Source organism: Rhizobium leguminosarum bv. viciae USDA 2370, assembly GCF_002008365.1.
Lineage (GTDB): Bacteria > Pseudomonadota > Alphaproteobacteria > Rhizobiales > Rhizobiaceae > Rhizobium > Rhizobium leguminosarum.
This window is the reverse complement of record NZ_MRDL01000054.1, coordinates 440809-452857: the sequence shown is the minus strand read 5'-3', so window position 1 is coordinate 452857 and position 12049 is coordinate 440809. Positions and strand designations below refer to the sequence as shown.

The window sequence follows — 12049 nt, the reverse complement described above, 5'->3', positions numbered from 1 at the left end:
GGCTGCTCCATCGACTGCGCGAGCCACCGCGAAGGCGACGAGCCATCGCACATCGACAACTAAGTTAGCGCCTATGGGGCTCGACCCGAGGATCCACGTTGGCCTCCGTCACCAGCAAGGCATGGATCCTCGGCTCAAGGCCGAGGATGACGGAGATTGAGGGGTGCATCGACAAACGAATGCTCCCTTGTCCTCACGCTCCGTTATCCTGCCACCGCCTCGATCGCCCTGCGCATCTGCCTGACAACGGCGACATCGGTCTTGTTCGTGCTTTTCGCCTCGAAGCCGAAGGCAACCGCGCGCGGATCGGCGCTTTCGATCGGGGAACTGCAGGAGCCGTGGACCTCGCGGGCGCCGGTCGCCTGCAGGATCTCGCCGACATTTGCCGGGCGGATGCCGCTGCCGGGCATGATGGCGATGCGGCCGGCGGCCTTTGCCGAAATGCGCTTCAGCGTGTCGAGACCGTCGGTGGCCTTCAGGGCGCAGCCGGAGGTCAGGATGCGTTCGCAGCCGAGTTCGACCGCCTGTTCCAGCGCCTGGTCGGCATCCGGCACCAGATCGAAAGCGCGATGCAGCGTCGAGCCGAGGCCGGCCGCATGCGCCTTCAAACGGTGGATCAACGGCATGTCGAGCGTACCATCCGGCCGGTTGGCGCCGATGACGACACCGGCAAGGCCAGCGGCGCGCACGGCATCAATATCGATCATCATCGCTTCCTCATCTGCCCCGTCGAAGATGAAAGGCCCGGCGTGAGGGCGGATCATCGCGTAGACCGGAATGGGAGCCCGGGCGGCGATCTTCATCAGGCTCGGCAGCGGCGTCAGGCCGCCGAGCTCCAGCGCCGAGCAGAGCTCGATGCGGCCGGCGCCGCCTTCGATCGCGGCGGCAAGGCCTTCGGCGCTGTCCACGCACACTTCAAGCAAGATTGTCACGCTGCAGTCTCCCTGGCTCCGGCGTCCGTCGGCCTTATGGTGCGCGCCACGGTTTCCGAGGTAATTCTCGCCGCCACCTCGATGATGACAGTGCAGGCATCGGCGGCGGCTTTTCGATGGTTGAAGGCGACGTGATAGGACATCGGCAGGTGCTCGTCGAGATCGACGATGCGCACCTTGTCGGCAATCGGCATGGCGCTGACGCGGCCGAGGAAGGAGACGTAACCGTGATTGGCGACGAGGTCGACGATGACCGGCAGCGAATCCGCCGCGGTGATATCCTGGCCGCGCAGGCGCCAGTTGGGCGCGCGCTCGTAGCTGAAGGCCATGGCCGCATGACCGAGGCCGGTGCGCGGGCTCGGCATGCAGATCGGGTGGCCGGCAACGAGATCGGCGACGCTGGTCTCGGTGCTATCCGGCGGCGCGATCACCACCATGTCGGTCTGCAGCAGTTCGCGATGGCGGAAGTTTTCCAGCCCGAAGACCGAATCCAGGATCGCGACATCGATGCGGCCGCTCTTCAGCGCCTCGCGCAGATCGTCGGCGGTCATCGAGACCAGCGAGATCGCATTGTTGTTGCGGCGTGCATTCCATTCCGAGACCAGCGTGCCCAGGCAGCGCGCCACCCAGCTTTCCGAGCCGGTCGGGATGATCGAGCCGATGCGCAGCGACCGGGCGGTGCGCCGATAACGCTCGTCGGCCGACGATTTGAGATCGTTCCACGCCTGGCTGATCGCCATGAAGATCTGGTAGGCGCGCCTGCCCTCCTCCGTCAGCACCGAGCCCTGCGCCTGCCGCTCGAACAGGCGATGGCCTAAAAATTTCTCAAGATTGGCAAGCTGAAGCGAAAGCTGCGGCTGACCGAGGCGAAGACGGCGGGCGGCCCGATTGATGCTACCCTGGTCGGCAACTTCGAGAAAACGCTCCATCGTGACGATCTTGACGGGAATGCGGGATGCCCAGGCTTCGTTGATCCCGGCGGCGGAGCCGTCGTGACCGGCCCATTGGCCGAGTTCAGCGATTGCAGCCATGATCGGCTCCAGGCCTTCCAGCACCCTGCCGCTCGCAATCAGCGTCGCCAACTCGCCGGAAGCGCGTTCCGTCAGCTTCATCGCCAGTTCGGTCTCGAGATTATGGATTGCCGTCGAGACGGTGGAGGGCGACAGCTGGAAGCGCCGCGCGGTCTCGCGCACCGAACCGGAGGTCAGGACATGGCTTGCGATGAACAGGGCACCAAGATGCAAACGGTCGCCTCCGGAAAGCGCTGGAAAAACCGGACGATATGCTGTGTTCATGAAAAAAGATATCCCTGCCTCCGGAGAGGCGGGCTATCGTTGCCGTCATAAAAAACCGGGCGGCGGGAAACCGCGAAAGAGCCGGGGAATATCGTGGAAACACGCAAGGGAACAAAAACAAATCGCGCCGGCCTTGGAAAAGGGAATGCGTTTCCGCGCGCGGAGCCGCATTCGCCGCCATAATCGTGCCGCGACCGCAAATACTGGAGGGGGCTTGCATCGATTTTTCGGGCATGAACGCTATTTCCATGACGCACGCAATTCCGGCATGATGGCGGCTTGGTCGCCTTCGCCGGCGGATTTCCTATGCGCAGGCCTCCCGCCCGAGGCTTGGGCCACATTCAATGGTTTTGAAAAAGGGGACTTTCCATGCTGAAGAAACTCGCACTTGCCGTCTCGCTCTCCGCCTTCGCGGTGGGTGCGGCCCATGCCGCCGACGTCGTCGTTTCGTCGAAGATCGACACCGAAGGCACGCTGCTCGGCAACGTCATTGCGCTCGCTCTCGAAGCAAACGGCATCAAGACGCAGGACCGCATCGCGCTTGGCGCAACACCCGTCGTGCGCAAGGCGATCACCGCCGGCGAAATCGACATCTATCCGGAGTATACCGGCAATGCCGGCTTCTTCTTCAACAAGGCCGATGACTCCGCCTGGAAGAACATCGACCAGGGTTATGAGCTGGCGAAGAAGCTCGATTATGACGCCAACAAGATCGTCTGGCTGACGCCGTCGCCCGCCAACAACACCTGGGCGCTTGCCGTGCGCAGCGATGTCGCCGGTCCGAACAAGCTGAAGAGCCTCACAGACTTCGGCAAGTGGGTTGCCGGCGGCGGTGCCGCCAAGCTTGCCGCCTCCGCCGAATTCGTCAATTCGGCCGGCGCGCTCCCCGCCTTCCAGACGACCTACGGTTTCCAGCTGAAGCCCGACCAGATGGTCGTTCTTTCCGGCGGCGACACGGCGGCAACGATCAAGGCGGCCGCTGACCAGACGAACGGCGTCAACACCGCCATGGTCTACGGCACCGACGGCGCCATCGAAGCGGCTGAACTCACCGTTCTCGAAGACGACAAGAACGTCCAGCAGGTCTATGCCCCGACGCCGATCATCCGCGAAGAGGTGTTGAAGGCCAATCCGAAGATCGAGGAAGTGCTCTCGCCGATCTTCAAGAGCCTGACCGCCGACGAGTTGCGTAAGCTCAACGCCAAGATCCAGGTCGACGGCGAGCCGGCAAAATCCGTCGCCGAAGCCTATCTCAAGGAAAAGGGCTTCCTGAAGTAATCATCGCTCGCTCCGCCCGATTGCGGGCGGAGCCCCGTTTGCTGATAGGGTGGGCTGATGTTGGCCAGACAGGGTTGATTTGATGGAAGAAACCTTAGCGGTCCGCAAGCTGGACCGGCTCGGCGTGGTTCTGGTGGCCGGCGGCATCGCGGCGACTGCACTGATGCCCTTCATCTACGTGAAGGCGAACCGCATCGCCGCCGGCAAGCCGATGCTGCTGATGCAGCTTCTTCCCCAGCCTTCCGTCGTCATCCTGACCGTGCTTCTCCTTCTCACCGCCTTCGCCACGCTGTTCCTCACCAATGCGATAGCACGGCTTGTCATCGCCACACTCTGCCTTGCGGCGCTGATCGTTGCGATCGGCCTCGTCTCGACGGCGGCAACGCCCCCCGGCAGCACAGTGGCGCGCATGACGCCCGGCGGCGGCTTCTGGGCGCTGTTTGCGGTGATCGGGCTCGTGATATCTGATGCGCTTGTCAAAATCCGGCTGGCACCATGGATGCGGGTGGCAGCCCTTGCAGCCTATACGGCGCTGCTCTTCATCTCGCTCTCCTCCGGCCTGCTCGACAGCCTTTCGATCATGAAGGAATTCTCGACGCGGGCCCCGCAATTCGAGACCGAAGCGCTCTCGCATCTGCTGCTGGCGTTCGGCTCGCTTGCCATCGCCATTGTTCTCGGCCTGCCGCTTGGCATCCTCTGCTTCTGGGTGCCGAAGCTGCGGGCCATCGTGCTGCAGGGGCTGAGCCTCATCCAGACGATCCCGAGCCTGGCACTCTTCGGCCTATTGATGCTGCCGCTCGGCTATCTCGCCACCCATGTGCCGCTCGCCGCCGCGATCGGCATCCGCGGCATCGGCACGGCGCCTGCCTTGATTGCGCTGGTGCTCTATTCGCTGCTGCCGATCGTCGCCAACACCGTCGTCGGCCTTCAGGGCGTCGACCCCTCGGTGCGCGATGCTGCGGCCGGCATGGGGCTGACGCGCTTGCAGATTCTGACCGGCATCGACATGCCGCTCGCCTTTCCCGTCATCCTCACCGGCATCCGCATCGTACTGGTGCAGGCGATCGGCATGGTGACGATCGCCGCGCTGATCGGCGGCGGCGGCTTCGGCATCTTCATCTTCCAGGGGCTCGGCCAGACGGCCATGGATCTCGTCCTGCTCGGCGCCGTGCCGACCGTCTTCTTCGCCTTCTCATCGGCCGTCATCCTCGATGCGGTCATCGACAGCATCCGGGGAACCGCCGCATGACCATGATCGAGATCAGGAACGTCACCAAGCGCTACGGCCCGGCCACCGTCGTCGACAACGTCTCGATGAGCGTCGAGAAGGGTGAGATCACCGTCATCGTCGGCACGTCGGGCTCGGGCAAATCGACGCTGATGCGGATGATCAACCGACTGGTGCCGATCACCGAAGGCGAAATATCAGTCGGCGGACAGAATGTGATGGACGTTCCAGTGACGGAGCTTCGCCGCAAGATCGGCTATGCCATCCAGGGACACGGCCTGTTTCCGCACCGGACGGTGGCGCAGAATATCGCCACCGTGCCGCAGCTTCTCGATTGGGATTCCGCCCGCATCGCCAAACGCGTCGAAGAACTGCTCGGGCTTTTCAACCTCGATCCGGCAACCTTTGCCGACAAATATCCGCACCAGCTCTCGGGCGGCCAGCAGCAGCGCGTCGGTGTGGCCCGGGCGCTGGCGGCCGAGCCGGAGCTGCTGTTGATGGACGAACCCTTCGGTGCGCTCGATCCCGTCATCCGCGGCAAGGCGCAGGACGACCTTTTGGCGATCCAGAAACAGTTCGGTACGACGGTTATTCTCGTCACCCACGACATGGACGAGGCCTTCCATCTCGGCAACCAGATTGCAGTGATGAGCCAGGGCAGGTTGCTGCAATGCTCGACGCCGGAAAAGATCCTCACCGAACCCGCCGATCCCTTCGTGCAGCAATTGACCGGCACGTCCGACCGGGCCTTGAAGCTGATGTCGCTGCTGCCGCTGAAGGAGAGCATGGAGCCGGCCAAGAACGGTCTCGCCTATGCCCTGCCGCAGTCGCTCAGCCTGCGTGATGCGCTGGCCGAAATGATCTGGCAGGGGGTCGACGAGGCAGCCGTGCAGGACGGCGAAAAGGCGCCGGTTGGCTCGATCTCGATGACGCGGCTTCTCGAACTGGGCCGCAAGGCATGAAGCTCCTCGTCGCCAATCTCTTCCGCCTGGCGGCGCTGGCTTTGCTGCTCATCCTGCTGTTCAGGACGGAGTGGCTTTCCCTCCTGCTGGTGCCGCTGACCAGCAACAATGCGCCTGCCGTCTATACGCAGAACAGCCTTGCCTCGCTGGCCGCCGGGCACCTGCAGCTGGTGATCGGCTCGATTGTCTGCAGCGCCGTGCTTGCCGTTGTCGGCGGCATCTTCGTGACGCGGGAAAGCGGGGCTGACTTCCTGCCGCTGTCGCGCGCCATCGCCAATGCGGGGCAGACCTTTCCGCCGGTCGCGGTGCTGGCACTCGCTGTTCCCGCCACCGGGTTCGGCGCCATGCCGACGCTGATCGCGCTCTTTCTCTACGGCCTGCTGCCGATCTTCGAAAACACCGTCGCCGGCTTGAAGCAGGTTTCGCCGCAAGTGCTCGATGCCGCCGACGGCATGGGCATGAACGGCACGCAGCGGCTGCTGCGGGTCGAGCTGCCGCTTGCCCTGCCGCTGATCCTCGAAGGGCTGAAGGTGGCGACCGTGATCAATATCGGCACGGCGACGATCGGCTCGACGGTTGCGGCAAAGGGCCTCGGCGAGGTCATTATCGCCGGGCTGATCTCCGACAATACCGCCTTCATCCTGCAGGGCGGCCTGATCGTCGGCCTGATGGCGGTGCTGATCTATGACGCCATGGGTCTGGTCGAAGGGGCGATCACCCGAAGAATCGGCTTGCGCGCGGCGTAGGAGGACGAGTACCAAGACTGCCGTGACTACTGCATAATTCCTTAAATCGATTCCGATTTAAGGAATTATGCAGCAATTCAAAGTGCTACAGCGTCCTTTGCGCGTCTAAAAAGACGCGCGGCGCTGTAGTGCAATGGGAGGCAGAATTGGCGAAGATGATCCACTCCATGATCCGCGTTCTCGATGAGGCGCGCTCCGTCGAATTCTACGAGAGGGCCTTCGGCCTTTCGGTGGCCGACCGCGTCGATTTCGAAACCTTCACGCTGATCTATATGAGCAATGCCGAGACCGGCTTCGAGCTGGAACTGACCGTCAACAAGGGCCGGACCGCGCCGTATGACCTCGGCAATGCCTATGGCCATCTCGCCGTCTCGGTCGAGGAGGTGGCGGTCGAGCGGGAGCGGCTGTCGAAGCTCGGGCTCAATCCGGGTGAACTGGTAGAGCTCAACCGCGACGGCAAGCTCTTCGGCCTGTTCTTCTTCATCAGCGATCCCGATGGCTACAAGATCGAGGTGCTGCAGCGCCACGGCCGGTTTCTCTGACGCATCGTGCCGAGCCGGATTGCGGCCGCACCGTTCCAATCTCCCGATAATCCCACAGCTTCGAGCGGCATGAACTAGGAGCCCGCCCATGATCGAGAAGACCGAGCTCAATTCCGGCTGGACGCTCTCCTGTAACGATACAGCAAGGCCCGGACTGCCTGCCGCAATCCCCGCAACGGTGCCGGGCTGCGTGCATCTCGACCTGATCGCCAACCGGCTGATCCCCGATCCCTATATCGACGTCAACGAGATCAGCAGTGACTGGATCGGCAGGACCGATTGGACCTATCGCTGCACGTTCGAGGCGATGCCTGACGATGGCAGGGTGCAGGAGCTCGTCTTCGACGGGCTCGATACGATCGCGGTGATATCCCTCAACGGGGAAGAGATCGGCCGCACCTTCAACATGCACCGCACCTATCGTTTCGATGTTTCCCAGCTGCTGAAGGCTGGCCAAAACGAACTCACCGTCACCTTCCGCTCGGCTTACGCCTATGGTGCGGAGATGGAAAAACATTACGGCTACCGTCCCAACAACTATCCGGGACCGGGCAATCTGATGCGCAAGATGGCCTGCAATTTCGGCTGGGACTGGGGGCCGACGCTGGTGACGGCCGGCGTCTGGAAGCCCGTCCGGCTGGAAAGCTGGGATCGGGCGCGGCTTGCCGAAACACGGGTGTCGGCAACGCTTGCCGGCGGTGACGGGCTGGTGAAGGTGCATACCAGGTTGGCGCGGCATGGCGGCACGACGCCGTTGAGGCTTGTCGCCGAAATCGGCGGCGTAACCAAAACGCTGGCGATTGACGCTGACGAAGACGAGATCGCCTTCGAGCTTACCCTCCCCTCGCCGCAGCTCTGGTGGCCGCACCATCTCGGCGCGCAGCCGCTTTATCCCCTGACTCTCCGGCTGATCGGCGACGGGAGCGACGATCTGCTCGACGCTCACGAGCGCGAACTCGGTTTCCGCTCACTGCGGCTCGACACCGCAGCCGACGAGCACGGCTCGGCCTTCACCTTCGTCATCAACGACGTACCGCTTTTCATCTGCGGGGCGAACTGGATTCCCGACGATTGTTTTCCCCCGCGGGTGACGGCTGAGCGTTGTGCCGCGCGGATCGAGGAGGCAAAGGCCGCCAATATCCACATGCTGCGCGTCTGGGGCGGCGGCATTTTCGAGGCCGACGAATTCTATGAGGCCTGCGACCGCGCCGGCATGCTGGTCTGGCAGGATTTCCTCTTTGCCTGCGCCGCCTATCCGGAGGAGGAGCCGCTCAGAAGCGAGATCGAGGCGGAGGTGCGTGACAATGTCGTGCGGCTGATGCCGCATGCCTCGCTGGTCCTCTGGAACGGCAACAACGAGAACATCTGGGGCTTCGACGAATGGGGCTGGCGGCCGATCATCAAGGCGGGCGAAAGCTGGGGCCTCGGTTATTATCTCGACCTGCTGCCGAAACTCTGCGTCGAACTCGATCCGGACCGGCCCTATTATCCCGGCAGCCCCTATTCCGGCTCGATGGAGATCGAACCCAATGCCGACGCACATGGCTGCAAACATATCTGGGACGTGTGGAACGATGTCGGCTACGAGGTCTACCGCAATTATATCCCGCGCTTCTGCTCCGAATTCGGCTGGCAAGCGCCTCCGGCCTGGGCAACGATCGAAGAAAGCGTGCACGACGCGCCGCTGACGCCGCAATCGAACGGCGTCTTCCACCATCAGAAGGCCACACAAGGCAATGAAAAGCTGATCCGCGGCCTGTCCAGCCATTTGCCGGAGCCGCGGACAATGGATGACTGGCACTTCGCCACCCAGCTCAACCAGGCGCGCGCCATCCGCTTCGGCGTCGAACACATGCGCTCGCATCGGAATATCTGCAAGGGTGCGGTGGTCTGGCAGTTCAACGATTGCTGGCCAGTGACCTCATGGGCCGCGCTCGATTCGGCCGGACGCCGCAAGCCGCTCTGGTATGCGCTGAAGGCAGCCTATGATCCGCGCCTGCTGACGATCCAGCCGCGCGACGGCGGACTTGCGGCGGTGGCCGTCAATGAACGGACGCTGTTCTGGCGGGCGAAGATCAGCGGCAAACGCGTGACGCTCGACGGCACCGTGCTGGCCGAATTCGAATTCTGGCGCCTGCTCTGCGATCGTTTCGAGGCAAAGGAATTCCCGCTGCCCGAGGATATCGTCACCCCCGGCTTACCGAAGGACGAGCTCATCGTCGTGCAGATGCTCGACCGGCGGGCCTTCCATTATTTCGTCGAAGATATCGAGCTTGCCCTGCCGGCACCGCAGCTGACGGTCGATGTCGTCGGGATCGACGGTGGGTATGAGGTCAAGGTGACGGCGCAAAACTTCCTCAAGGATCTCTGCCTGATGGCCGATCGGCTGCATCCGGATGCCGTTGTCGATTCGATGCTGGTGACGCTGCTGCCGGGCGAGAGCCATGTCTTTGTGATCAAGACGGCAAAGACGATCGTGGCAGACGATATTGTCATCGGCACCGTGCTGCGATCGGCCAACGATCTCTTCGCCAAACACTAAAAAGGCCCCGCATCCGCGGGGCCCTTCCAGCTCGGCCTATCGGACGACGTTACATCCAGTAAGGCGGCACGCCGTAGTAATCATAGACCCGGCGGCCATTGTCGTTGTACCAGGTGTCGTCATCGTCCGAATAGCTCGGGGCGCCTTCGATCTGCTCCTTGGTCAGGTCGATGCGATAGCCATCCAGCTGGGTGTCGTAGTTCAGCTTTTCCCAGGGAAGCGGATAGTGGTCGTGACCGATGCCCAGGAAGCCGCCGAAACTCAGCACGGCATAGGCGACACGGCCGTCGAGCTTTCCGATGATCAGCCGTTCGATCGAGCCGATATGCCTGCCATCGGGCCCATAGACACGGGTGCCTTCGACGCGGTCGCTGGCGATCAGCGAGTGCGTGACCTTGACATTCGGGTCACGGCGGGTGGCGTCAGTATCCTGGTTCAACATTGTGCACCTCCTTTTGGTGTTTCCTCATGGTGAGTATGCAAGATCAACGTCATGGCGGACTCAAAGTTCCCCATCCTTTCCATGATCGTGCGCTGGCGGAATGTTGACGTTTACGTCAAGGTTAGTATAGCGTCATTCGGCTTGAACCATTCAGGCAATCGCATAAGCTGCCGGACTGGAAGATGGAGGATCTTTCCGGTTATCTGCCGAATGATGTCGGCGCGGCGGCCTCACGGGAGAGAGACAGATGAACAGCATTTCCGTCCATCCAAACGGCGCCAGGCCGGACAAGCCCTGGCTTGCCGCCTATCCCGATATCGTTCCGGCAGAGATTCCGCCGCTGGAATATGCCTCGCTTGCCGAACTGCTGGAAAAATCCTGCGCCCGTTACGCCGACCGGACCGCCTTTTCCAGCATGGGCAAGGGGATGCGCTACCGCGAACTGGAGAGCCAGACGCGCAAGGTCGCCGCCTGGCTGCAGAGCACCGGCCTTCAGAAGGGCGACCGCGTCGCCGTGATGATGCCGAACGTGCTGCAGAACCCGATCGCCACCTACGCCATCCTGCGCGCCGGTCTCGTGGTGGTGAACGTCAACCCGCTCTATACGCCGCGCGAACTCGAACATCAGTTGAAGGATTCCGGCGCCAAGGCGATCTTCGTGCTGGAGAATTTCGCCCGCACGGTGGAGCAGGTTCTCAACAAGACCGACCTTCGCCATGTCGTCGTCACCTCGCTCGGGGAAATGCTCGGGCCAAAGGGGCTGATCGTCAATTTCGTTGTGCGCAAGGTGAAGAAGCTCGTTCCCTCCTGGTCGATCCCTCAGCACAAGAGCTTCGGCCAGGTGCTCCGCGAAGGTGCCGGAAAAAAGCTCCAGCCGGTCACGCTGACAGGCAGCGACATCGCCTTCCTGCAATATACCGGCGGCACGACGGGCGTTGCCAAGGGCGCGGTGCTGACGCATCAGAACCTGCTCGCCAACAAGGTGCAGCTGTCGCTCTGGCTTCGATCGGCCTTCGAGCGCAAGAAAGAGCCGGAGGTGCTGAATTTCCTCTGCGCCCTGCCGCTCTACCACATCTTCGCGCTGACGGTGAATTCGCTGATGGGCATGTCGCTCGGCGCCCACAATATCCTGATCGCCAATCCGCGCGACATTCCCGGTCTCGTCAAGGAATTCGAAAAGTCGAAGGTCCATATCTTCCCCGGCCTCAACACGCTGTTCAATGCGCTGATGAACAATGCCGATTTCGCCAAGCTCGACTTCTCCTCGCTGATCATGTCGCTGGGCGGCGGCATGGCTGTGCAGCGCCCGGTCGCTGATCGCTGGCTGAAGATGACAGGCACGGCAGTGACGGAAGGCTACGGCCTTTCCGAGACATCGCCGGTTGCCACCGCCAACCGCTTCGATTCGGCTGAGTTCACCGGCACGATCGGCCTGCCGCTTCCCTCCACCGACCTCGATATCCGCGACGAGGCCGGCAATTCGCTGCCGCTCGGCGACGTCGGCGAGATCTGCATTCGCGGACCGCAGGTGATGGCCGGCTACTGGCAGAAGCCGGAGGAAACGGCGCGGGTGATGACCGATGACGGCTACTTCCGCTCGGGCGACATGGGCTTCATGGACGACCGCGGCTACACCAAGATCGTCGACCGCAAGAAGGACATGATCCTCGTCTCCGGCTTCAACGTCTATCCCAACGAGATCGAGGAAGTCGCCGCCATGCATGCCGGCATCCTCGAGGCCGCAGCCATCGGCGTGCCGGACGGACATTCGGGCGAGGCGGTAAAACTCTTCGTGGTCAGGAAGGATCCGAACCTGACGGAAGCGGAGGTCAAAGCCCACTGCATCGCCAACCTCACCAACTACAAGCGGCCGCGCTTCATCGAGTTCCGCACCGAGCTGCCGAAGTCGCCGGTTGGTAAGATCCTGCGCAAGGACCTGCGCGGCTGAATTTGACGAATTTAAAGTGTTACAGCGTCCTTTGCGCGTCTTTCGGACGCGCGGCGCTGTAATGAAATTAAAGCATCCGCTTGCGGCGGGTGGCTTTTTTCAATTTCGGCAGGTGGCTGAACTTGATTTGCGAG

At 62.5% G+C, this 12049-nt stretch carries 11 protein-coding genes; 8 read left to right on the top strand and 3 right to left on the bottom strand.

Annotated elements, in window-relative coordinates; translation table 11 throughout:
- Positions 1-203: 203 nt before the first annotated feature.
- Both BS629_RS34065 and BS629_RS34060 read right to left on the bottom strand, forming a co-directional pair.
- Complete coding sequence (locus BS629_RS34065; RefSeq protein ID WP_018244610.1) at positions 204-932, bottom strand: copper homeostasis protein CutC; 729 nt, start codon at positions 930-932, stop codon at positions 204-206.
- On the bottom strand, positions 929-2176 hold the full coding sequence (locus BS629_RS34060; RefSeq protein ID WP_026188604.1) for a LysR family transcriptional regulator: 1248 nt from the start codon (positions 2174-2176) through the stop codon (positions 929-931). The genes BS629_RS34065 and BS629_RS34060 overlap by 4 nt, the downstream gene beginning before the upstream one ends.
- Positions 2177-2225: 49 nt before the next feature.
- On the opposite strand from BS629_RS34060, the gene BS629_RS38750 reads away from it, so the two are divergent.
- From BS629_RS38750 to BS629_RS34025, 7 genes are all read left to right on the top strand, one after another.
- Positions 2226-2603, top strand: a complete 378-nt coding sequence (locus tag BS629_RS38750) for a hypothetical protein (RefSeq protein WP_128408455.1) — start codon at positions 2226-2228, stop codon at positions 2601-2603.
- Entirely contained in the window at positions 2597-3505 is a 909-nt protein-coding gene (gene osmF, locus BS629_RS34050; protein WP_018244608.1) for a glycine betaine ABC transporter substrate-binding protein OsmF, read from the top strand. Before BS629_RS38750 ends, osmF begins: the two co-directional genes overlap by 7 nt.
- Positions 3506-3587: 82 nt before the next feature.
- Positions 3588-4754, top strand: coding sequence for an ABC transporter permease (locus BS629_RS34045; protein WP_018244607.1), 1167 nt, complete (start codon positions 3588-3590; stop codon positions 4752-4754).
- Positions 4751-5695: an ABC transporter ATP-binding protein gene (locus tag BS629_RS34040; RefSeq protein WP_018244606.1), complete on the top strand. Its 945-nt coding sequence runs from the start codon at positions 4751-4753 to the stop codon at positions 5693-5695. Before BS629_RS34045 ends, BS629_RS34040 begins: the two co-directional genes overlap by 4 nt.
- On the top strand, positions 5692-6441 hold the full coding sequence (locus tag BS629_RS34035; protein WP_018244605.1) for an ABC transporter permease: 750 nt from the start codon (positions 5692-5694) through the stop codon (positions 6439-6441). The genes BS629_RS34040 and BS629_RS34035 overlap by 4 nt, the downstream gene beginning before the upstream one ends.
- Before the next feature lie 146 nt (positions 6442-6587).
- Entirely contained in the window at positions 6588-6983 is a 396-nt protein-coding gene (locus BS629_RS34030) for a VOC family protein (protein ID WP_018244604.1), read from the top strand.
- Positions 6984-7071: 88 nt separating this feature from the next.
- A complete protein-coding gene (locus BS629_RS34025) occupies positions 7072-9525 on the top strand; it encodes a glycoside hydrolase family 2 protein (protein WP_018244603.1) in 2454 nt (817 codons plus the stop codon).
- A gap of 49 nt (positions 9526-9574) precedes the next feature.
- Here the strand turns inward: BS629_RS34025 and BS629_RS34020 are convergent, their stop codons facing one another.
- Positions 9575-9967 (bottom strand): PRC-barrel domain-containing protein, encoded by a 393-nt coding sequence (locus BS629_RS34020; protein ID WP_018244602.1) that lies wholly within the window; start codon positions 9965-9967, stop codon positions 9575-9577.
- Between the two features lie 247 nt (positions 9968-10214).
- On the opposite strand from BS629_RS34020, the gene BS629_RS34015 reads away from it, so the two are divergent.
- Positions 10215-11915 (top strand): long-chain fatty acid--CoA ligase, encoded by a 1701-nt coding sequence (locus BS629_RS34015; RefSeq protein WP_018447689.1) that lies wholly within the window; start codon positions 10215-10217, stop codon positions 11913-11915.
- Positions 11916-12049: the final 134 nt, after the last annotated feature.